The sequence below is a fragment of the Marinobacterium sp. BA1 genome (genome assembly GCF_041155135.1).
Classification (GTDB): Bacteria; Pseudomonadota; Gammaproteobacteria; order Pseudomonadales; family Balneatricaceae; genus Marinobacterium; species Marinobacterium iners.
The window spans coordinates 3,254,786-3,276,902 of record NZ_BAAFHC010000001.1 but is presented as its reverse complement, the minus strand read 5'-3'; the positions used below and the strand labels follow the sequence as shown (position 1 = coordinate 3,276,902).

Genomic DNA, 22,117 nt, shown 5'->3' with positions numbered 1-22,117 from the left:
AGTAAGACGACATGAATCAAAAAGTATCTCTGCGTTGGGACGAGAAATTTCCGGAGCTGGGCGGTGGCCCTATTCCAATTGACCCGTGTATTTCACCGAAAATATATGATCAGGAGGTGGAAAAGGTCTTCAAAAAAACATGGCTTAAAGTAGGGCGTGTTGAAGAGATCCCAAACAAGGGTGACTACAAGGTCAAAAAACTCAGCTTTGCCAATACTTCCGTTATTTTGATCCGCGGTAAAGACGATCAAATTCGTGGATTCCACAATACGTGCTCCCATCGCGGGAACAAAGTGGTTGTTGAAACCGGTGGGGAAGAAACCTTTGGAAGCAGCCGTGCTGCAGTTGTGACCTGCCGATTCCACGGTTGGGTATATGACGCCAAGGGCGATCTGGTCAATGTACCTGAAGAGAACAAGTTTCATCCCTGTTTTGTTCGTGAAGAGAACGGCCTGGCAAAGATCCGCACAGAAGTGTGGGAAGGCTTTATCTTCGTCAATCTGGACGATACGGCAACCGAGCCCCTCGAACAGTATCTGGGTGACATGGGCAAGCACCTGAAAGGTTACCCATATGAGCAAATGTCGGACGTTTTCTCATACAACACCGTTCTTGAGTGCAACTGGAAAGTTGCTCACGATGCATTCGCTGAAGCCTATCATGTTGAAACAATCCATGCCGGCTCGTTCCCCAATGTGTTCGGCTCAGGTTTGCAGGACGTCGAACTGTTTGGAGACCACCGCACCGCTGCGGTTTGTCTGACCAACAATGCGTCACCCAAACCTGCGGCGGCTCTCTCAAACTCTATTACAGGCGCGTCTTTGGTCAACTTCAAAGCCCGCACCATGCTGCCTGAAACCGTGAATCCATCCAACCGTGATGACTTTGCATTCGAGTTATCGGTTCTGTTCCCGAACCTGCTGATCCATATCAGTGAAGGCGTGTGGTTTACCCACCAGTTCTGGCCGATGGGTCCAAATAAGACCCGTTGGGAAGGTAAGTACTACTTGCCGAAAGTGAACTCCTACGCCGAGCGCTGGGCACAACAATTTGCTGTCACCTTGCAGCGCAACGCCTGGCTGGAAGATACCGCCACGATGGAAGATACCCAGGCGGCACTCCTCTCCGGATCAAAGAAAGTGATGCATCTTCAGGATGAAGAAATTCTGTTGCGCCATGGCTACCACGTACTGGAAAAATATCTCAATAAAGAGGTTTGAAATGTCAAATACACTTCCCAATCAGTTCAGCAGCCTTGAGCCATTTAGCGCTAAATGGGCTTTAAGTACCGAAAGTAAGCGTCAGCAAGAAAGGGTTCATTCCACTCCAGAGGAGCTGACAGCCTTTTATGACGCCATCATGCCTCAGATGGAAGGGCTTCTTTCAACGCTTGACCAACACCCATATGGTCAGCTTCCAGAGGAGTTGCATCCACTCTATTGGATGTCACTCAGTCTGGCTGAAGTCGCGCCTCATGTTGAGTTGTATAAGGGCTCAAATCATGTTCCGTTTTCCTTTGAGGAAGCACGGTTCGAAGCAGAGCACGGCAACCAAATCAACGTCTGATTATTAACAGGCCATGGCATGACTGATCACAGCGCTACACTCGACTTTCTAATGTCGGCAGAACAGATACGAAACATAATCGCACAATATGGAATCGGCGCGGATCAGAGAAACAGCGCCGCCATCATGAAACCTCTGTTCTCATCTGACGCGGTTTGGTCCTGCGATGGGTTTGGTGAGTTTCATGGCGATGAGAATATTGCTCACGCTTTGTCAGCCATCGCTGAGCAGACCATCGTATGGAGCTTTCATGCCATGGCCACCCCCTGGATTCACATTCACCCTGATCGTAAAACTGCAGAGGCCCATTGGCCTTTGTGGGAACTGGCCCGTGTGGCAGAGCCTACACAGCAAGCTACCAAAGATAAAATGCTGGCCGGATTTTACCGTGCAGCACTGATCCGAGAACAGGGGCGCTGGCTGTTTAACCAGGTTGAACTTGACCTACAAGTGAGCTGTGAGTACACCCCGCTACCGATGAAGAAGGAATATGAATGACATCTACAGCCGCAAACGAGAATTACATTCTTCTCTGTGACATTACAGAGCCACAAGAGGATTCGGGCCTGCTGATCCCATTCGACGACCGCGCTAATGTTGCCGTCTTCAAGTACGAAGGCCAATTTTACGTAATGGATGACAAATGCTCACACGGCGATGCGTCTTTATGTGAAGGTGAGATCGATGGCGATGAAGTGGAATGTCCATTTCATGCCGGCGCCTTTAGCTTTGTGACAGGGGAGCCAACAGCCGCACCCTGTACGATACCAATGAAGGTTTACCGTACCAAAGTCATTGAAGATAAGCTGTATATGGTGAACGAACATGCATAAAGTATATTTACCAAGCGGTGAGCTGTTTCTATGCAATGAGGACGATACCCTGGTGCAGGGCGCTCTGCGTCAAGGTGTAGGTTTACCCTATGAATGCAACTCAGGCGGCTGTGGGACCTGCAAATTCATCCTCGAGGAGGGTGAGGTCGAGGAGCTGAACCCGGATGCCGCGGGTCTGTCAGATCGCGACAAACGCAAGGGGCGCAAGCTGGCGTGCCAATGCAGGCCCATGTCCGATCTTAAAATCAAGGTGTCGCCCGATCCTCTATACACCCCTTTACATAAGCCGGCCATACAGCAGGCCAAACTTGTATCGATCGAAACGCTCACTCATAACATCAGAGCGTTCAAATTCAAACCCGATACCCCGATGGATTTTCTACCGGGTCAATACACACTCCTCACACTGCCTGAAGGCGATGTACGTGCTTACTCGATGGCCAACCTGGCGGATGATCAGTCAGGCGTTGAATTTTTCATCAAACAGGTACCAGGTGGACACGTCACCCAGGCACTTTTTGATATACGTTACGATACCGATACCGAAGTCAGCCTTGATGGCCCCTATGGCATCGCCTACTGCAGAACCAGTCCGCGAGACATCATATGTGTGGCGGGAGGATCGGGTCTTGCGCCCATGATTTCAATTGCACGGGCTCATGTACAGGCCGGCATTAAGCGAAAACTGTACTTCTTCTTTGGCGGTCAACGACATGAAGATATATTGAAACTTGATCAGTTTCGCAGGCTTGTCGGAGATAGCACGGGGATTATTCAATATACCGCTGCTGTATCGGACGAAACCTCCTCGGGGTCAGCCGATAACGGTTTTGTCCACCAAGTCATGTTGGAGCGTATGGGGCAGCAGTTGTCTGAATATGATATTTACTGCGCAGGCCCTCCCGCCATGACCACTGCACTTGAGTCGACCTTGCACACAATCGGTTTCCCGATGGGACAACTATATTATGATCGTTTTTTCTAATTGAATGACCGGTAAAGCCGGTTTTTTCATCAATTTAAAAACTTTAAGATTTAGGGGTAATTATAAGTTTTTATACCACCGACCTATCGATAGTTTGACATCCACCTCAGTCATAGTATTATGAAAAAAATCAATCCATAATAATTATAATACTTTCTTTGGAACTATCCATGTCATATACAGTCTATGTTGTCGATGACGACGAGTCCGTATCGAAATCTCTGCAGTGGCTCCTTGAGCCACTGGGCTATACCGTCATAGTCTTCCATAATGGTCTGGAAGTAATCAATCACTTTGAAAAAATCGGTGTCGTGGATATAGGTTGTATGATTCTTGATCTTCGCATGCCTCTAATGAGTGGCTGTGAACTTCAAGATGAACTCAACGATCGTGGCATTGATCTACCTATCATTTTTCTTTCCGGCCACGGCGACATTCCCCAAGCGATATCGGTGATCAAAAGTGGTGCCGATGACTTTCTTCAAAAACCTGTAAATGACCAAATTTTACTTGACAAAATAAACCGTTCCATCAGAAGCCGAATCGACAGGCTTGACCGCGTTCAGTCTCAGCAAAAGGCAAGCACCATACATCTACTGACAGATCGAGAAACTGAAATCCTCCGATTCGTGGCAGAGGGTTTATCCAGTAAAGAGATTGCCCGCTCTCTGGAGATAAGTTACAAAACCGTTGAAGTGCATCGCACAAATATTAGAAAGAAACTGAATACAAAAAGTGTTGCTGAGCTCACCAAAATTTACTTCGACAGTTTAAAAAATGATTAATACAAAAGATCTTGAATTCTCATATAAGGAAATATTCGAATTCGCTAATGATGCAATGATCATTCATTGTGCCGAGACCGGTGACATATTAAAGGTTAACAAAAGGGCCTGCGAGCTCTATGGCATGACCTCAGATGAAATTGTTGGCATGAAGGTTGGTAATCTCGCAAAGGGTAACGAACATTATAACCATGACAATGCACTCAGAAAAATAAGGAAGGCGTTTGAGGAAAATATACTGCTAACATTTGAATGGGAAATTAGCACACATAAAAATGGGTATATCCCAGTTGAAGTAAACTTAAAAAGATTAGGCTCTAAGTCAAGCAAGCTCGTGCTTGCAATGACACGAGACATCACAGTTCGTAAAGTTGCCGAGCAGAAACTGAGGGAAAGAAATAAATACTTCAGGCGCCTGATGAGTATATCTTCTGATGGCATCGCTCTGATTGACCAAAAAGGCAGAATCGAATTCCTCAGCGAGTCCATCAAACTTATAACAGGTCGCACCGCTCGCTCATTGACAGGTAGAAATATCGTTGAATTTATTCACCCCCAAGACCTCATATATGTCAACAAAATGTTAGAACGCCTTTCAATAAAAGGCTCTCCCTTTCGCTCCGGCTCCATCTCAATTCGTGTTAAAAATAACAGCGGTCAGTGGCGCAATCATGAAGTCTATTTCAAGAACTTCCTTGGTAATCTCCGCTTTAACTACGTTCTGTTGAATTTCAGAGATGTCACCGAGCGCCTGCGTAGAGAGGAGGAAGATCGAGAGAAAGACCGCAACCTGAATCACCTTGCTAGGCTCTCGATAGCCGGAGAGGTAACCGCTGCTATTGCTCATGAGATCAACCAGCCCCTTTGCGCCGCCGTCAACTATTTTGCAGGTTGCCGCAACCGACTGTCTCGAGAAAACTTTTCCCGCAAGGATATTATCTATGGCCTGGAGATGGCACAGAACGAACTGGAGCGGGCCGGTAAAGTTGTGACTGTTATTAAGAATTTTACCAAAAATAGTGAGCAAAGCCCAAAACTCATCTCCATAAAAGAAGTTATAGAGAATGCAAAAGACATCATCAATGCGCAAATAAAGAACAGACTCGCCAGATGCGACATAAACATTACGACTGATAAAAAAGTCTTATGCGATGAGATCTTGATTCAGCAAGTAATCTCTAACCTGATCTCGAATGCGCTCGATTCGATGAAGGGGCTGGATGTTGCCAGCCAATCCATTGATATCCATGTCTTTGATCATGCATCCGACTGGGTCGAAGTCTCAATCTACGACCGCGGCATAGGCCCGCCAGAAGAGATGATATCACACAAAATTGAGAAGTCTTTCTATACAACCAAAGAAGGCGGCCTGGGTCTCGGTTTATCTCTATGCAGAAAAATCATGAAGTCGCACAGAGGAAAACTCACCATTACGGCACGAGAGGACGGCTACCGAGGTACACGAGCATCCTTCCTGATTCCGGTGGCACGGGCATAGTCCTCAACAGCGAGTACTATGCCCGTATCCATGACATGATTATGTCAATACGGTCAAAAACCGTTCATTGAGCTGACGATCATGATAAAAGATGGCTTTGCCAAGTTGCTCAGCATCCCAAGTGATCGGTTCATGATCAGGATAGTAGTAGTCCCCGCCACAGAACACCTCATTTCGATTGCCCGAGGGGTCAAAGAAATAGATGGTCTGCCCATGAGTAATGCCATGTCGTGTGGGACCTATATCCAATGATGTATCGGTCATGGATAGAAGATCTCCCGCACGCAGAACCTCCTCCCAGGTTTCCAACAGGAATGAGGCATGATGGAACTTGTTTTTCTCGGGGTGTTTGATGAACGCAATATCGTGTGCTTTCATCGATGTAGTCAGAAACATAGCCACCCGTGTGCCATCCGGTTCAACAACCTGCTCACACAAGTTAAAACCGAGCACATCCTTGAACAGCGCATACGTCGCTTCCAGTTCGTCACCATACAGTAAGCAATGATCGAACCGCTGTGCTTTCATCCCCTTTAGGCCTCGAGGCCAGGCTTCCGGGTTGTGGTTACCTACACCATAGCGGCCACTTTGCTTTTTGGATGCAAAAAGCTCGAAAGTATGTCCTGTTGGTGCCTGAAAACGAACTCGCCTTCCACAGTGCTTCAGTTCATCGGGAACAATATCTTCCACTGGATAGCCTTTGGCTTCCAAATCCAGCTTCAATCGATCCAACACTTCTTCGTTGAGAACCTTGAAACCCATGAAGTCCATCCCAGGAATCTCAGCCTCCCTGAGCACTACCGAGAAGTGATCAACCTCCGTCCAGGCCTTCAAGTAAACCCTGCCAGTATCATCTCGGTCCGTTTCAATTAACCCCAGAAGTTGAACATAATGTTCAAGCGCTTCACCCATATCCAAAACACGCAATTGCACATGCCCCGGACGTATGACACCTTTGTTCATATTCAAAATACCTCATTATTTTTGTTTATATCAGCATTTCAGTCTTTAATAATGAAATACTTCATATAGACGATCACCAATGCTGTGATCAATATAAAACTATTGGTGAAAACTAATGAAAGGGATGATTTTTCAATACCATATATTATCCAAAAAACATTACCCAATCCCAAAATACAATAGGTCAATAGCGAGATATCACGAGCATTTTTTGTCATCCAAATTCGCAATGCCTGAGGCAGAAATGCTGCTGTACTCAACCCCCCTGCCACCATACCGATCAACTCAGTGCTCATATTCATACGGGCATCACTCCGGTATCGTCAGCGGCCTATACTGCTCAGGACCAAGCGCACTGTAGCCACCATCAACCGCAATTTCGCTGCCAGTAATGTATGAGGCTTCTCTGGACGCCAGAAATGCAACCACTTGGGCTACCTCGGTGGGGTCGGCAACACGTGAGAAAAGGTTGTAAGGAGAAGCCATACGATCCGCTTTTTCTCGGTCTCCCGAGCATAGCTGGGCGATGGGATCTGACCAAATATGGCCCAGCATCGCAAGGTTCACCCGTATACCATCTGCGGCATATTCTACGGCCTGACTCTTTGTCAAATGTCTGAGAGCCGCCTTGGAAACAGGATAAGCCCAACGACCGATATGTGGAAAACGTCCAGAGACGGAGCCGACATTGACAATTGCGCCTTTACTTTTCTGCAAATGAGGCCGGGCCTGCTCTCCCAGGAGCGCATTTGAGACCACATTCACATTGAGTGTGTCCAACCATACCTCTCGGCTGGTTCCACTGCCCGCATCACCATAAGCACAAGCATTGTTGACAAGGACATCCAATCTGCCAAACCGTGATACCGTTTCCATCACCAAGCGAGCAATGTCGTCATCTTTTTTCAGGTCCGTAACGATGAAAGCAGCGTTTTCGCCAAGCTCTTCTATCATTGCCTCGCCTTTTGAACGGCTGCGCGCTGCAATTACAACCTTTGCACCCTGCCCATGAAGATGACGGGAGATTCCGGCACCAATCGAAGCAGCTCCACCCGTAACAATTACAACTTTACCGTCCAACTTCTTCATGCAAGCCAACCCCTTTTATTACTGTTTTATTAACCTCGTTTCGTTTTTCCAATTCTTTGTATAAAACACTGTATTTTGATGGATCAACAACAAAAAACCATTGCATAAACCGAGTGAACTTACTCAGTTTCAAGTTCATCATATCCAGAAGTTCATCCATCTGCCTTAATGAGAAAGGCACGATATAAGTTCCTTTGAAATAATTTCCATCCGTTCTTTCTTTCGCCCACTCAAGACGCTTTTCAACATATTTTTCTTGCTCTTGAGTAGACGGAAGATTAAGGCCGCCTCGCATATATTCTGAGACAAACATTGCTGCTGTCTCACAACTCAACTGACTGAAAAATGAAGAGTTATAGCCAACGAATGCCAGCCCTGGAACACCAACAGGTATTACCTGTTTGTATAGTTTGAAATCTCCATTTTCTTTCGTAACTTTCTGCATCAAATCCTTATTAAAGAATGGAATTTCTTGATGAAAACCTGTCCCTGCAATAATAATGTCTGCCTCTATCTTCTCACCGTTGGCAAGATATACAACACCATCAGACAGTTTAGATATCTGCGTATCTCGATGAACCGCTATGGATCCATTTTCAACTTTTTCAAAAAAACCATCCGTAGCCAGGCTGATAGAGGTTCTTGCTATGGTTTCCAAAGGTCCATATGGATAGAGACCACATTTTTTGAAGTTTAGTTGCCGGGAGATGATGCCACCTATAGCGGTAAGGAGCATTTTTCGTACTGGTTTGCCAACACCATGTATAACCTTATCGAAGCCTTTTAATTCTATATAGGGGAACAACCCTTCACCTAAACGCGTGAGAAAAAGGTGCTTGAAGTTAATTATTCCGCCAATTTTTTTAGGGACTTTCCAAATAATCTTTCTTGCTACAACATGGGTTTCTTTGGCTTTTTTTGCAATCGAGTTAGCTGCATCACATGATGATTTCCCATATCCTATAACAACGACTTTTTTATCCTTAACATCATTTATATCCAAGAAATCGGATGTATGCATGATCTTTCTGCCAGACTCAACCCACTCCTGACTGCCATCGAAATGAGGAATTTTAGGACTCGAAAATATACCGTTACATACAATGAGGAAGTCAAAATACTCCACATCCTCTTCGCCGTTTTTTCCGGATGAGGTCTCTCTCGTATTGATTGTCCAGGTCCCGTGATCATACTCAGCGTTTACCACTTCGGTTTTGAACCGGATGATGGCCCTGAATCCAAACCTATCCACGTACGACTCAAAATACGTCTGCATCTGTTCGCCAGATGGCCATTCAGGATACTTCTTTGGCATCGGATGCTCAGACAGTGCATAGGTGGAGCCTGGATTCTGAGTACCTAGCCCCGGATAACGACGAGATGAAGCCCAAACACCTCCGACCTCAGCGTCTTTTTCATAGATGGTTACATCATAGCCAAGGTTTTTAAGCAACTTTCCTGTTGATAATCCAGCAAACCCAGCACCAATAACAGCCACTCGTTTTGACATAAAAGTTCCAATTTTTATTTATAGTTTTATAGGATTTTTTATTATAATCTTATAGATAGAAATAAAAATTAATTGGTGAAAACAACTAACCAAATAGGTGTTAACACTTACGAAAAGCTAAGGCCTGAGTGCACAAGCACCCAAACCTTACTTTATTTAGAAAAGGATGAATCTCACCCCAATTCGAGTAAGCAGCTGGCTCTCATCACTGGAAGATCCTGGAACAGCTGTGATATTTGCATGTGTTGTTCCATCTCCGCTCGTATCCTGATACACAACAGTTCCATAAAAATCTATATTGGGACTATATTTGTACATCAGAGTACTGCCGATTTGCATTGCATCCCTATTGCCTATTGAAGCATTACCATCCATATACTGTAAGTTTGTGTATATAAAGTAATTCCCTCCCAACATGGAGTGCATTCCTACACCAAATACGTCAACTTCAGCATCGTTTAGCTCATTATGTGTCTTTGTATATATCGCATCATATGTATGGTTACCGACATCCATAGCGAACCCTATACCATAGTTTTCAACTTCACTGGGAGAACCAAGAAAACCATCCGATTTGGTATAAGCCATATTGATACGCAAATTTTCATTTGCGTAGTTCAACCCCGTACTCAACGTTTTTGCACCCGAACTCTCATCACCGTACATGATGCCCGCGCTCATCCCTTTATAGACAGGTGATACATATTTGACTGCACTTTCGACTCGGAAAGCGCCAGATGTTCTATTGAAGTCGATCGAAGGAAAACCAAAACTTTGATACGGCCCTTGTTGCATCTGATGCAATGAAACTGCACTCAGTTTTTGTCCCCATCTTTTTTCAGAAAGAGATTCGAACATGAATTCATACTGCTTTCCGCCAGTAATAGAGCCGTAAGGTGTTTTTAGCCCGATCCATGACTGTCTGCTAAATAGATCGTCGCCCACAGTCCGTCCATCTTCCAAGCTAAACTGGTTCTCGAGATTGAATATAATATCAATTTCTTTACCCGTATTATAACTGCCGCTTAACCCAATCAGGTTAGGAGACATCATACCGGATGTAAAGTCGGTTTCAGATTCTCCACTGATGTTATCAACATAAGTATAGCCAGCATCAACCATCAAAAAACCATTCAATGTTAATTCGTCCCTCTGCAATAAAAGCATCGGATTAGCCATCAACTGAATAGAATAAAATAAACTAATACCTGCTACTATCGCTCTCATGACACAGCCCTTTTAATAGATTCTTCTTTATTTTTTTTACTAAAAACAAAACTTAACATCGGATAAAGGATGAAACTTATTAGAACCGAGGATATAAACTCAATCTCTATATAGTCATCAAGAATTAAATGTGCAGAAACAAAGGATACAAAAGTAGTCGTAATACCAGGCCAATTGAAAGCCTTACTATCACGTATGTTTTTTCTCTCTCCTGATACCAAGTAATAATCAGCTATAATGATGGCTGCTATGGAAGTGGTCAGAACACCAAGAACCGTTATAAAATTGCTGAACCAGTCCAAAATTGAGAGTGCAATCATAAGGCAAGCAATCATATTGGCCACTACTACAAAAAAAAGTCGACCAGGCCTCCATCCGAAAATCACATCTGCAATATTTGTTAACGACAACGAAGCGCTATAGGTATTCAGCACTTGTGCTTTGCCTTGAGCCAGGAACAGTAGAATCGCTCCGAACACACCACCCAGAATGATGAATGCTGCAGCAACACTATGAGGGCTATTTAATACCTTGTGCTTCGCCTCATCGAGGCTAACACCCTGTCCCACATAGTAATCAATAAGATAGGAAGAGCCGGCATACATTACCGCCGCACCGACCACCAGCATGATGACGTTCATGAAAAGATTGCCCAGTCCAGCAGCAATACCGATATCTTTGCTCGACTTGGAATACCGTCCCAAGTCTGCATCGATAAGGGCCAAGGCACCTGCGGCACCAATCATGACATTAAAACAGAAAGCGTATTTTCCAAAAGTTGTATCAGCGCCCAGTGCCGCTAACGCATCAGGAGGTAACTGAGCCCCAAAGGTAAACACCTCTACCCATGACTGGCCTGAGCTCTGCACAATTCCTATCATCAGATAGATCAAGACGCCCAAGAAAGCTATCAACGTCAACGATGCAACAGCTGTGACCTCCTTGAAGCCAAATGCTGTTAAAAGTATCCATAAAATGGATAGAACGGCATAGAATGTCCACTCTGTTTCAGGATTATCTTCCAGTCCACTCCAGAATATAAAACCTTCGTATAGAAGAACATTTTCTAATGCTATAAAGCCGGTTATCATGAAGCCAAATGTTAGCGCAACAATAATGGACCCTTTGGTTCCGAACCCATGGAACCGTGCGAGCACTGAACTCGACAGCCCTGTTTTGTAGGCAACATTGCCGACAGCCCATCCCATTAAGCCGCCAACGATAGCCACTGATATCCCCGATATTAACCCTATCCAGAAGCCAGCGACAAAAGTCGCCAGTGCCCCTACGAATAGCTGCACAAGGGTCGTCACTATCCCTGTAGTACCCCATGAAAGCCTTAACCAAGTCTGTCGTTCTGACTCGGGTACCACTTCCAATGCATGGTCATCTGTATTTGTAGAAAGTTCGTTCATGTTTCTCGCCTTTTATTATTAGTGCGAGAAATTAGGATCTTTTATTACTACCTCTCATACAATTGGTATTATCTTTTATTGGGTGTAAGAAAACATACCTATTCGTTTAGTTGATAATATCTATTCTATCTAGATAAGTACGTATATTTATTCACATTCACACCACGGCAATCCGCCCTTGAAACGTTCAATCAGAAAATCACACAGCAACTGCAGTCGTGGCGAGCGCTGTCGCGCCTGTGGATACACCAGCCAGACGCCGCTATAGGGGTAACGGTACTGTTCCAGCATCGAGATCAGCTCACCACGCCTCAGGGCCGGCTCGACGTAATAGTCGGGCAGTTGGGCGATCCCCAACCCTTTGCTGACCGCATCCAGCAGCGCAGGGCCAGAATTGGAACGCCAGTTGCCGCTGGCTTTCAGCTCCTTGCGCTGGCCATTTTCACTGAACAGCCAGAAGCTGTTGGACCCCATCAGGCAGTTGTGTCGCCCCAGCTCTGACAGTGTATGTGGCATAGGGTGACGCTGCAGGTAACTGGCGCTGGCACAGAGGTATTCGCGCCGATCGCACAGGCGTCGCGCCAGTAAAGAGGAGTCTTTAAGCGTGCCCATGCGTACGGCCAGGTCATAGCCTTCGCTGATCAGATCGGTCTGACGGTTGGTCAGGTGCAGGTCGAGGCTAATTTTCGGGTACTGCAGCATGAAGTCGTTCAGCTGCGGCGCCAGAAAACGCTCACCGAAGGTGGTGGCACAGGTCACGCGAAGCGTACCGGAAGGCTCTGCCTGAAAACTGGACAGCTCTTCTTCCGCCGCGCTGAAGCCCTGCAGCAGTTCACGGCAGTGCTGAAAGTAGTGTTCGCCCGCTTCACTGAGGCGAAACTTGCGCGTGGTGCGATACAACAACGGCGTACTCAATTCAGCCTCCAGCCGGGCTACCAGCCGGCTGATATGCGATGGCGAGACCTTGAGCTTGCGTGCCGCCGCCGAAAAACTGCCCTGCTGTACTACCTCGACAAAGGCTTCGATTGCTTCCCAGTGCCGCATTCTGTGTTCCCCGCCCGTCTGATATAGACCCTGTATGCCAGAATTATTGCAGCTGAGCAAAAATACTTTTCGATTGCTGTCATTATCACGGAACAGATCTGGGGCTACACTTGAACCATCACGTTTATCTCAACATCTGTATTCGACTCGGGAGATCACCATGAAGTCACGCGCAGCCGTTGCCTGGGAAGCGGGCAAGCCCCTCACCATCGAAGAAGTGGACGTTCAGGGCCCCAAGGCCGGTGAAGTGCTGGTGCGCATTGTTGCCACCGGTGTTTGCCACACCGACGCTTTCACTCTGTCCGGTGCCGATCCCGAAGGGATCTTCCCGTCGATTCTGGGCCATGAAGGTGCCGGTGTGGTGGAAGAAGTGGGCCCGGGCGTCACCACGTTGAAGCCAGGTGATCACGTAATCCCGCTGTACACCGCCGAGTGCGGCAAGTGCAAGTTCTGCCTCTCCGGCAAGACCAACCTGTGTCAGGCAGTACGCGCCACTCAGGGCCAGGGCCTGATGCCGGATGGCACCAGCCGTTTCTCCATCGGCGGCAAAACGCTGTTCCATTACATGGGTACATCCACCTTTTCCGAGTACACCGTAGTACCGGAGATTTCATTGGCGAAAATCCATGTCGATGCGCCACTGGAGAAAGTCTGTCTGCTGGGTTGCGGCATTACTACCGGTATTGGTGCAGTGCTGAACACAGCGAAGGTTGAACCGGGCTCCACCGTCGCGATCTTTGGTTTGGGCGGCATCGGTTTGTCCTGCATCCAGGGCGCCCGCATGGCCAATGCGGCGCGCATCATCGCCATCGACGTTAACGAAGACAAGTTCGAGATGGCACGCCAGTTCGGTGCCACCGACTGCGTCAACCCGAAAGACTTCTCCGATCCGATCCAGCAGGTGATCGTCGACATGACCGACGGCGGCGTGGACTACTCCTTCGAGTGTATCGGTAACGTTCAGGTTATGCGTTCTGCACTGGAGTGCTGCCACAAGGGTTGGGGTGAATCCATCATCATCGGTGTTGCCGGTGCAGGTGAAGAGATTTCCACCCGTCCGTTCCAGCTGGTGACCGGTCGCGTCTGGAAAGGCTCCGCCTTCGGTGGCGTCAAGGGCCGCAGCCAGCTGCCGGGCTACGTTGAGGACTACATGAACGGCAAGATCGAGATCGATCCGTTCATCACCCACACCATGGGTCTGGAGGACATCAACAAGGCGTTTGACCTGATGCACGAAGGCAAGAGCATCCGCTCGGTGATTCTGTTCGAACAGTAATCAAGGAGAGTCCCATGACTCAAGCAGCCCCCGAGCTGGTCGCCAGCAACAAATGCTTTGACGGTTGGCTCAAGCGCTACAAACACAGTTCGACGACGACCGGCACGGAGATGGTGTTTGCCATCTACCTGCCACCGCAGGCACAAACGCAGCCGGTACCGGTACTGTACTGGCTGTCGGGCCTGACCTGTACGGATGAGAACTTTATGCAGAAAGCCGGTGCCCAACGCGTTGCCGCCGAACTGGGCGTCGCCATTGTTGCGCCGGATACCAGTCCGCGTGACACCGACCTGCCCGGCGAGCATGACAGCTACGATTTCGGCTCCGGTGCCGGTTTTTATGTGAATGCGACCGAGACGCCCTGGTCTGCTCACTATCGCATGTACGATTATGTGACCGACGAGCTGCCGGCACTGATCGAACAGCATTTTCCGGTAACCCCAAAACGCGCCATCAGTGGCCACTCCATGGGCGGTCACGGTGCGCTGATCTGTGCTTTGAAGAATCCGGGCCGATATGTATCGGTATCGGCTTTCGCGCCGATCAGTAATCCGATCAACTGCCCGTGGGGCGAAAAGGCGTTTTCAGGCTATCTGGGCACTGATCGCGAGGCATGGAAAGCCTGGGACAGCTGTGAACTGATCGCAACCGCGAAAGAACGGCTGCCGATTCTGGTGGATCAGGGCGAGGCGGATGATTTCATGCAGGAACAGCTCAAGCCGGAAGCGCTGAAAGCAGCCTGTGCGTCGGCGGGACATCCGCTGGAGCTGCGCATGCGCCCCGGTTATGACCACAGCTACTTCTTCATCGCCAGCTTTATCGAAGACCACCTGCACCATCATGCCAGGGCGCTGATATCGGCCTGATATCAGCATAAAAAAACGCCGACTGCACAGAGTGCAAGTCGGCGTTTTTTATTGAGGCTCAGAACCTCAACACTTACAGTGCGGCCAGAACGGTCTCGGCGCTGCTCTTGTCGATGCCTTTTTCGTCGATGTTCAGCAGCTCGATCTTGCCGTCGTTGACGATCATGGCGTAGCGCTGGCTGCGCTTGCCGAACTGGATGCCGGACAGGTCCTGATCCAGGCCCATGGCAGAGGCAAATTCACCGATGCCGTCGGCCAGCATGATAATTTCGTCGGCGTTCTGATCCTTGCCCCAGGCGTCCATTACGAACACGTCGTTGACCGCGGTGCAGATGATGCTGTCCACGCCCTTGGCCTTGATCTCGTCAGCCTTGACCACGAAGCCCGGCAGGTGGGTCATGGAGCAACCCGGGGTAAAGGCGCCCGGTACCGCAAACAGTACCACTTTCTTGCCGGCGAAGAGGTCAGCGGTCTGAACCGCTTCCGGCCCTTCCTTGCCCATCACGCGCAGTTCTACATTGGGAATAGTGTCACCGATCTGGATGCTCATATGATCTCTCCATAGCGTTATTGTTGACTGATTTACTCGGGATTGTAGCAGATCCTATTCATCAAGATAGTCAATCCAGCCACGCAGCAGACCGATAAAATCCTCCAGCCCCGACTCGCAGGCTTCATCGGCCAGACCAAAGCCTCCTTCCAGCTCATCCAGATCGCCTTCAGCCTGGAGCCAGACGCGTGCGCTTTCGCTGTCCAGCTGCAGACTCAACTCTTGCCCATGCCAATCAAACTGCCCACGACGATCACTCAGCAGGGTTTCGGCTCGCTGCAGGATGCGTTCGGCTTCGCCCCGGTTATCACCCAGCGCCTCGCTCAGCCAGCGACCAAACAGCGCCTGTTCCATCTCGACGATCGCTTCGGGCTGATCGTAGAGGTCTCGTCTGAATTCGTATTCCATCGCGTTGTCTCACTCATGCATCCACTCGCGCCAGACGCGCGTAAGATGGAAATAGTACACCACCTGAACCGGGACCGGATGTCCCAGGAGATCCCATGACCGACACCCACAGCAAACCCCGCCGTGCTGCAGCAGTGCCCAGCAGCCGTTTTTCACGCATGGCCAGCCTGACCGGCCTGGCCGGGCGGGTGGCCGGCAATCTGGTTACCGAAGGCAGCAAGCAGTGGATGCAGGGCCGACGACCGGCGCTGTCCGAGCTGCTGCTCAGCCGCAAGAACCTGGAGCAGGTCGCCGACAAGCTGGCACGGATGCGCGGGGCGGCGATGAAGCTTGGCCAACTGATCTCCATGGACTCAGGGGCGCTGTTGCCACCGGAACTGGCAGCGGTACTGGAGCGGCTGCGTGATGATGCGGTGATCATGCCCGCGGCTCAGCTGGTCGGCGTACTGGAAAGCAACTGGGGCAGCGACTGGGATCAGCGCTTGGCGCAGTTCAGTTTTGATCCGGTGGCCGCCGCCTCCATCGGGCAGGTACACAAGGGCCGCACCCATGGCGGACGCGAGCTGGCGATCAAGATTCAGTATCCAGGTGTGCGTCGCAGCATCGACAGCGATATCGACAATGTTGTTTCCCTGCTGCGCCTCAGCGGTCTGCTGCCGCGGGAATTGGACATCGACCCGCTGGTGGCTGAAGCCAAGCAGCAGCTGCGGCTGGAGACGGATTACCTGCATGAGCAGCAACAGCTGCTGGCCTACGATGCGGCGCTGCTGGGCTTTCGTCATTATGATGCCCTGGCACTGCCCGGCGTCGACACCGAATTATCCACAGAACAGATCCTGTGCATGGATTTCATCGAGGGGGTCAGTCTGAAACAGGCGGCCGCTGAACAAGTCGCGCTCAAGGATCATATCCCCGCCCTGCTGCTGGAGCTGTTCTTCTGTGAGCTGTTTCAACTGCACTGCGTGCAGACCGATCCCAACCCGGCCAACTACCAGTACAACCTGCAGCAGGACCGGCTGGTATTGCTGGATTTTGGCGCCGTGCGCCGTTTCTCGATCGACTTTGTACTGCAGTATCACCATGCCATCTGTGCCGCCACCGATCGTAACCAGACGGAACTGGCGCAGGCACTGGAAACGCTGGGCTTTTTCAGTCAGCGTCATGATGCCGCCAACCGCCAGGTTGTGCTGGACATTTTCATGGAAGCCACTGAACCGCTGCGCACGCCGGGGGCCTATGATTTTGGCAACTCAGATCTGGCCCAGCGGATTCATCAGCGCGGCATGGCGATCAGCAGCGACCCGGACGCCTGGCATACACCACCGGCAGATGTGCTGTTTCTGCACCGCAAGATGGGCGGGCTGTTCATGCTCGCCTCCCAGCTCGGTGCCAACGTCGATGTTCATGTCATCTTCAATCGCTATCGGGAGCTTTCATGAGCCTGTTGAGTTCGTTCGATTCCCCCATCACTGCTGTACTGATCGGTGCCAGCGGCGGCATTGGCCAGGCGGTGCTGGCACAGCTGCTGGACGAACCTCGGGTCAGCCGGGTATACGCTTTCGCTCGCCGGATTCCCGAGCCACTGAAACAACAGACGGAACGCAATCCGGATCGGCTCAGCCTGCACCCCATCGACTTGAGTCAGGAAGACTCCATTATCGCCTGTGCCGAACAGCTCAAGGACGTAACCCCAAATCTGGTATTGATCACCTCGGGGCTTTTGCATTCAGAGGAGAGTCTGCCGGAGAAAAGCTGGCGCAACCTGGAGAGTGATTACTTCCAGCAGCAGATGCAGATCAATGCGTTGGCACCGGCCTTGCTGGCCAAACATCTGATCCCACTGCTGCCGAAGGATCAACGAGCAGTATTTGCGGCGCTGTCGGCACGGGTAGGCAGTATCGGAGACAACCGGCTCGGTGGCTGGTACAGCTACCGCGCCAGCAAGGCGGCGTTAAACATGCTGCTGCGCTGTACCGCTATTGAAGCCAAACGGCGCTGGCCCAAACTGGTGGTGGCGGGGTTGCATCCAGGCACCGTGGATACACCGCTGTCAGAACCGTTCCAGGCCCGTGTACCGGAAGGAAAATTGTTTACGCCCGAGTTTTCGGCCCGCTCACTGCTGCAGGTGATCGATGACCTGACACCAATGGATTCAGGCAATGTGTATGCTTGGGACGGTCAGCTGATTCAGCCCTGATGCGGTAGCGGGGACCTCAACCTTCGTCTGAAACCGGCTTCCAGCGGATGGTGACATCGCGAACACCCCAGTCGAGCGCGGCCCCAACATCCTCGCCCATGTAAATGTCGATCTTGCGCTCCCAACGGGGGTGCATCTTATCCAGTACCCGGTAGGTGCCCGGCAGGCCTTCGATCTGTACCTGCATGTTGTAATCCAGGCCTTCTTCCAGCAGATCACGTGACACGGCAATCGCTTTCATTCCCGGTTTCAAGCGATCACCCCAGGCGGCAATCGCCGGGTTCCCCACCGTTTGCTCAGGTACCGAGTTATAGGCGGACGCCCTGACATCAAGTGCATGCTGCTCAGGTGCCGACTCGGCACAGCCCGAGAGCAGCAACCCACCGGCGAAGAGCAGACACTTGTATGAAGAAGATGGCATTTATCACCCTGATCGAATCTTTTGCGTGACTTTACCACTAACCGGGGGTATATAGCATCATCTCTGTTATGGAGGATACCCCTGTGTATTCACCGCCCGAACTTGATCTCGACCTGACCCAAAGCCTGTACGATAAGATCGCTGACGCACTGGTTGAGCAGGGCTATATCATTCTGCCCTCTGCCTTGCCTGAATCACTTGGCCATGCGCTGCGTCAGCACCTGCAGGCAATGGATGACGAGCAGTTTCGTCGCGCCGGTATCGGTCGTGAACAGGATCACCAGCTGCACGGCGAGATCCGCCGTGATCAGATCCGTTGGCTGAGCCATCAGTCACTGATCGAGGCACAGTATCTGCGGTGGATGAACGATTTGCGTGAAGGGCTGAACCGGCGGCTATTCATGGGGCTGTTCGATTATGAGGCTCACTTTGCCCACTATCCTGAAGGCGCGTTCTACAAACGGCACCTGGATGCCTTCCGTGGCCAAACCAACCGCGTGCTGACAACGGTGTTTTACCTCAACCCTGACTGGCAACCTGAGCTTGGGGGCGAACTGTTGATCTGGCCGACCCACGACAGCGAAGAGGTGGTCGAAAAGGTGGTGCCCCAGATGGGCACGCTGGTGGTTTTCCTCAGCGAGCGTTTTCCGCATGAAGTACTGCCGGCACGTGCCGATCGCTACAGCATCGCCGGCTGGTTCCGGGTCAATACCAGCATCAACAACCAGATCGACCCGCCCCACTGAGCCCTACAACAGTTTAAGCGGCGGCTGTTGCAATGCGCTCAGCTGTTCGCGCAACTGCAGGATATGCTCACCCCAGTAGCGTTCGGTGTTGAACCAGGTGAAGTTGTGCGGAAAAGCCGGGTCTTCCCAGCGCCGGGCAAGCCAGGCACTGTAATGCATCATTCTCAGGGTACGCAGTGCCTCTACCAGATGCAGCTCACGCGGATCAAAATCAGCGAACTCACTGTATCCCGCGATCACCTCAGCCAGCTGCAGCTGCTGCTGCACGCGGTCATCGCCGGTCAGCAGCATCCACAGGTCCTGAATCGCCGGGGCCATGCGCGCATCATCAAAATCGACAAAGTTGGGCGTATCATCACGCCAGAGAATGTTGCCGCCATGACAGTCGCCATGCGCGCGAATCAGCTTCACCTCACCGGCGGCGGCAAAGCAGGCCTCGATCCCGTCGAGCAGATCGGCGCAGAGACTGGTGTACGCCTCACGCAGTGAAGACGGAATAAAGCCTTCACTGATCAATGCCACACTGTCACGACCGTAGGTCTGGATATCCAGCGCCGGACGGTGCACGAAGGGGCGCACAGCTCCGACCAGGTGGATTCGCCCCAGAGTCTGCCCCAGCTGATACAAATGGTCGGGGTCATCCAGCTCCGGTGCGCGCCCACCTCGGCGCTTGAACAGGGAGAACCGATAATCCTTGAAATGGAACAGGCTTTCACCGGCACTGTTGGTCAAGGGTGCTACCACCGGCAACTCCTGCTCAACCAACTCAAAACAGAGCTGATGTTCTTCCAGGATCTGTTCATCACTCCAGCGCAAGGGGCGGTAAAACTTGGCGATCAGTGGTTCACTTTCCTCTATACCCACTTGATAGACGCGGTTCTCGTAGCTGTTCAGTGCCAGAATACGGCCATCACTGAGGTAGCCCATCGACTCCACCGCATCAATCACAGTATCGGGCGTCAACTGGTAGAACGGTTGGAGATTTTCTTGCTGCATGAGTCACCCCGAGTCAGATAGAACGGCATTCCAGTATCATCATTTGCCACTTAGGAATCGCTAGGATGACTTGGTATGCAAAGATAAACCACCTTGATTTATTATGAACCTGCTCTTTTACCAGGAAAGATCAGGTTCTGTAATTGCAGGAAATGCCATATGTCACATCAGTCCAACGGCACTGAAGGTATAACCGAATGGGAAGGTGTACAATAAAGGACCTCAACTTAAAACATGGAGATAGTTATGAAAGCAGCATCTATTCTGCTGTTGGCAGCAGGAGTTGGCACCATGAGCAATGTTACCGGCGTTCAGGCGTCTTCTCTTGTTGAGGCCTCCGATCCGGAGAAGATCGTTCAACTGGCCCGTGGCTTCGGTTCCGCCACTTTGGGAACAGATGACTATGGTGACCCGCTTATTACGGGCCGGATTGACAGTAACAAATATGGTATCTATTTCTACAACTGCGAAGACAACAAAGACTGTGAAAACATCGTATTTTCCGCTGCCTGGGCTGACCAGCCTGTATCCTTGCAGAGAATCAATGAGTGGAACGAGACACAGCTTTTTGGCACGGCTTACCTGGACGAAGACGGCGACCCGAACATCGACATGCCCGTTAATTTGAAATATGGCGTCAGCAGCAGCAACTTCGATGACACTATCGACTGGTGGATGCTGACCATGAAGGAATTCGAAAAGTACATCCAGGACAACTGACCCACTATAGCTGACGCTGACTCATCCAGGAATAAGTCAGCGTCAGGCTTCGGATACAGGTGTCAGGTCCTGCTGCATCTCCTGCAGAATCCAGTCACGAAACGCTTGCATGCCATAGGTGAGCTGGCGCTTCTCCTGATAGACCAGATAGAACGCCCTTGGTTTGTCCAGCGTGATATCAAACGGCACCACCAGCTGTCCCGCTTCCAGTTCTCGCTGCACCAGCGCCCGATCAGCCAGTGATACACCTATCCCTTCAATGGCCGCCGACACGGCCAGTGCGGTACTGGAGAAAGACATGGTTCGGGTTGATGTGTTGGCTCTGACGCCCAGCTGCTGCAGAATCTGCTGCCATTCCTGCCTCCGTCCACTGACGTGAATAAGCGTTCGCTTGAGCAGATCTTCAGGGCTGTTCAGCCCCTCTGCCAACTTGGGGCTGCACACCGGCGTCGAGACCAGATAGCGCAGAAAATGGATATCCACCCCCCGCCAGTTGCCTTCGCCGTAATACACCGCCATATCGGTATCGGAGTGCTCGAAATCGATAAAGCCAGTGGTGGAGCTGAAGCGCAGCTCCACGTCCGGGTACTGCTCCTGAAAGCGGGTAATGCGAGGCACCAGCCAGCGGGTCAAAAACGCAGGCGCTACGCTGATGTTGACCGCACTCAGGTTCGGTGATGTCATCAAACGCCGCGTTGCACTTTCAATTTCATCCAGCGCCAGCTGTACGGAAGGAAGGTAGCGCTCGCCGGCCGCGGTCAGACTGACCTTGCGTTTCTCGCGCCGAAACAGCTTCAAGCCCAAAAATTCTTCAAGCAACTTGATCTGATGGCTGATCGCAGACGGGGTCACGAACAGTTCCTCTGCAGCTTCGTTGAAGCTCAGGTTTCGCGCGGCAGACTCGAAACTGCGCAGGGCGTTGAGCGGTGGCAGACGGCGGATGGTGGCGCTCCTCTTATAGTTTAGTTTTTTTCAACTATAGCCTGAAAAACAATCTTTTGTGGCAATGCAGCATAGACCTT

General features: G+C 50.5%; 25 protein-coding genes. 13 read left to right on the top strand and 12 right to left on the bottom strand.

Annotation, left to right across the window (positions count from 1 at the left end; translation table 11 throughout):
* Positions 1 to 11 precede the first annotated feature (11 nt).
* The 7 genes from ACAM29_RS15985 (at position 12) to ACAM29_RS15955 (ending at position 5,667) form a co-directional block, all read left to right on the top strand.
* Positions 12 to 1,220 carry an SRPBCC family protein gene (locus ACAM29_RS15985; protein ID WP_206837212.1) on the top strand — a complete coding sequence of 403 codons (1,209 nt, stop codon included), beginning with the start codon at positions 12 to 14 and terminating at the stop codon, positions 1,218 to 1,220.
* 1 nt (position 1,221) lies between these two features.
* Positions 1,222 to 1,566, top strand: coding sequence for a hypothetical protein (locus ACAM29_RS15980; RefSeq protein ID WP_206837215.1), 345 nt, complete (start codon positions 1,222 to 1,224; stop codon positions 1,564 to 1,566).
* 18 nt (positions 1,567 to 1,584) lie between these two features.
* On the top strand, positions 1,585 to 2,064 hold the full coding sequence (locus tag ACAM29_RS15975; RefSeq protein WP_206837217.1) for a nuclear transport factor 2 family protein: 480 nt from the start codon (positions 1,585 to 1,587) through the stop codon (positions 2,062 to 2,064).
* Positions 2,061 to 2,399, top strand: a complete 339-nt coding sequence (locus tag ACAM29_RS15970) for a non-heme iron oxygenase ferredoxin subunit (protein ID WP_206837220.1) — start codon at positions 2,061 to 2,063, stop codon at positions 2,397 to 2,399. Before ACAM29_RS15975 ends, ACAM29_RS15970 begins: the two co-directional genes overlap by 4 nt.
* Positions 2,392 to 3,384 (top strand): 2Fe-2S iron-sulfur cluster-binding protein, encoded by a 993-nt coding sequence (locus tag ACAM29_RS15965; protein ID WP_369624696.1) that lies wholly within the window; start codon positions 2,392 to 2,394, stop codon positions 3,382 to 3,384. Before ACAM29_RS15970 ends, ACAM29_RS15965 begins: the two co-directional genes overlap by 8 nt.
* Before the next feature lie 170 nt (positions 3,385 to 3,554).
* Positions 3,555 to 4,169: a response regulator transcription factor gene (locus ACAM29_RS15960; RefSeq protein WP_369624695.1), complete on the top strand. Its 615-nt coding sequence runs from the start codon at positions 3,555 to 3,557 to the stop codon at positions 4,167 to 4,169.
* A complete protein-coding gene (locus ACAM29_RS15955) occupies positions 4,162 to 5,667 on the top strand; it encodes a PAS domain S-box protein (protein WP_369624694.1) in 1,506 nt (501 codons plus the stop codon). Before ACAM29_RS15960 ends, ACAM29_RS15955 begins: the two co-directional genes overlap by 8 nt.
* 39 nt (positions 5,668 to 5,706) lie before the next feature.
* Here ACAM29_RS15955 and ACAM29_RS15950 read toward each other — a convergent pair whose 3' ends face one another.
* From ACAM29_RS15950 to ACAM29_RS15920, 7 genes are all read right to left on the bottom strand, one after another.
* A complete protein-coding gene (locus ACAM29_RS15950; RefSeq protein ID WP_369624693.1) occupies positions 5,707 to 6,630 on the bottom strand; it encodes a catechol 2,3-dioxygenase in 924 nt (307 codons plus the stop codon).
* A gap of 38 nt (positions 6,631 to 6,668) precedes the next feature.
* Positions 6,669 to 6,932 carry a SemiSWEET family sugar transporter gene (locus ACAM29_RS15945; protein ID WP_369624692.1) on the bottom strand — a complete coding sequence of 88 codons (264 nt, stop codon included), beginning with the start codon at positions 6,930 to 6,932 and terminating at the stop codon, positions 6,669 to 6,671.
* A gap of 7 nt (positions 6,933 to 6,939) precedes the next feature.
* Positions 6,940 to 7,719, bottom strand: coding sequence for an SDR family oxidoreductase (locus ACAM29_RS15940; protein WP_206837247.1), 780 nt, complete (start codon positions 7,717 to 7,719; stop codon positions 6,940 to 6,942).
* Positions 7,700 to 9,229: a flavin-containing monooxygenase gene (locus ACAM29_RS15935; RefSeq protein WP_369624691.1), complete on the bottom strand. Its 1,530-nt coding sequence runs from the start codon at positions 9,227 to 9,229 to the stop codon at positions 7,700 to 7,702. Before ACAM29_RS15935 ends, ACAM29_RS15940 begins: the two co-directional genes overlap by 20 nt.
* 156 nt (positions 9,230 to 9,385) lie before the next feature.
* On the bottom strand, positions 9,386 to 10,456 hold the full coding sequence (locus ACAM29_RS15930) for a porin (protein WP_369624690.1): 1,071 nt from the start codon (positions 10,454 to 10,456) through the stop codon (positions 9,386 to 9,388).
* On the bottom strand, positions 10,453 to 11,871 hold the full coding sequence (locus ACAM29_RS15925; protein WP_206837257.1) for a cytosine permease: 1,419 nt from the start codon (positions 11,869 to 11,871) through the stop codon (positions 10,453 to 10,455). The genes ACAM29_RS15930 and ACAM29_RS15925 overlap by 4 nt, the downstream gene beginning before the upstream one ends.
* Before the next feature lie 147 nt (positions 11,872 to 12,018).
* On the bottom strand, positions 12,019 to 12,915 hold the full coding sequence (locus ACAM29_RS15920) for a LysR family transcriptional regulator (RefSeq protein WP_206837259.1): 897 nt from the start codon (positions 12,913 to 12,915) through the stop codon (positions 12,019 to 12,021).
* A 160-nt stretch (positions 12,916 to 13,075) separates the two neighbouring features.
* Here ACAM29_RS15920 and ACAM29_RS15915 point away from each other — a divergent pair, with 160 nt between their 5' ends.
* Positions 13,076 to 14,191, top strand: coding sequence for an S-(hydroxymethyl)glutathione dehydrogenase/class III alcohol dehydrogenase (locus ACAM29_RS15915; RefSeq protein WP_369624689.1), 1,116 nt, complete (start codon positions 13,076 to 13,078; stop codon positions 14,189 to 14,191).
* 14 nt (positions 14,192 to 14,205) lie between these two features.
* The gene (gene fghA, locus ACAM29_RS15910; RefSeq protein WP_369624688.1) at positions 14,206 to 15,057 is read left to right on the top strand and encodes an S-formylglutathione hydrolase; all 852 of its coding nucleotides are present in this window, start codon (positions 14,206 to 14,208) and stop codon (positions 15,055 to 15,057) included.
* Positions 15,058 to 15,130: 73 nt separating this feature from the next.
* Here the strand turns inward: fghA and ACAM29_RS15905 are convergent, their stop codons facing one another.
* Positions 15,131 to 15,607 carry a peroxiredoxin gene (locus tag ACAM29_RS15905; protein WP_091825850.1) on the bottom strand — a complete coding sequence of 159 codons (477 nt, stop codon included), beginning with the start codon at positions 15,605 to 15,607 and terminating at the stop codon, positions 15,131 to 15,133.
* Between the two features lie 54 nt (positions 15,608 to 15,661).
* Positions 15,662 to 16,015, bottom strand: coding sequence for a YacL family protein (locus tag ACAM29_RS15900; protein WP_206837272.1), 354 nt, complete (start codon positions 16,013 to 16,015; stop codon positions 15,662 to 15,664).
* 95 nt (positions 16,016 to 16,110) lie between these two features.
* Between ACAM29_RS15900 and ACAM29_RS15895 the strand changes: the two genes are divergently transcribed.
* Complete coding sequence (locus ACAM29_RS15895; RefSeq protein WP_369624687.1) at positions 16,111 to 17,454, top strand: ABC1 kinase family protein; 1,344 nt, start codon at positions 16,111 to 16,113, stop codon at positions 17,452 to 17,454.
* On the top strand, positions 17,451 to 18,212 hold the full coding sequence (locus ACAM29_RS15890) for an SDR family NAD(P)-dependent oxidoreductase (protein WP_369624686.1): 762 nt from the start codon (positions 17,451 to 17,453) through the stop codon (positions 18,210 to 18,212). Before ACAM29_RS15895 ends, ACAM29_RS15890 begins: the two co-directional genes overlap by 4 nt.
* Positions 18,213 to 18,228: 16 nt before the next feature.
* Here the strand turns inward: ACAM29_RS15890 and ACAM29_RS15885 are convergent, their stop codons facing one another.
* A complete protein-coding gene (locus ACAM29_RS15885; protein ID WP_091825864.1) occupies positions 18,229 to 18,633 on the bottom strand; it encodes a 3D domain-containing protein in 405 nt (134 codons plus the stop codon).
* 83 nt (positions 18,634 to 18,716) lie between these two features.
* Between ACAM29_RS15885 and ACAM29_RS15880 the strand changes: the two genes are divergently transcribed.
* Positions 18,717 to 19,379 carry a 2OG-Fe(II) oxygenase gene (locus ACAM29_RS15880; RefSeq protein WP_369624685.1) on the top strand — a complete coding sequence of 221 codons (663 nt, stop codon included), beginning with the start codon at positions 18,717 to 18,719 and terminating at the stop codon, positions 19,377 to 19,379.
* Between the two features lie 3 nt (positions 19,380 to 19,382).
* Here ACAM29_RS15880 and ACAM29_RS15875 read toward each other — a convergent pair whose 3' ends face one another.
* Positions 19,383 to 20,375 (bottom strand): serine/threonine protein kinase, encoded by a 993-nt coding sequence (locus ACAM29_RS15875; protein WP_369624684.1) that lies wholly within the window; start codon positions 20,373 to 20,375, stop codon positions 19,383 to 19,385.
* 246 nt (positions 20,376 to 20,621) lie between these two features.
* On the opposite strand from ACAM29_RS15875, the gene ACAM29_RS15870 reads away from it, so the two are divergent.
* A complete protein-coding gene (locus ACAM29_RS15870) occupies positions 20,622 to 21,095 on the top strand; it encodes a YbjN domain-containing protein (protein ID WP_091825870.1) in 474 nt (157 codons plus the stop codon).
* 42 nt (positions 21,096 to 21,137) lie between these two features.
* On the opposite strand, the gene gcvA is transcribed toward ACAM29_RS15870, so the two are convergent.
* A complete protein-coding gene (gene gcvA / locus ACAM29_RS15865) occupies positions 21,138 to 22,028 on the bottom strand; it encodes a transcriptional regulator GcvA (RefSeq protein ID WP_354408187.1) in 891 nt (296 codons plus the stop codon).
* Positions 22,029 to 22,117 lie beyond the last annotated feature (89 nt).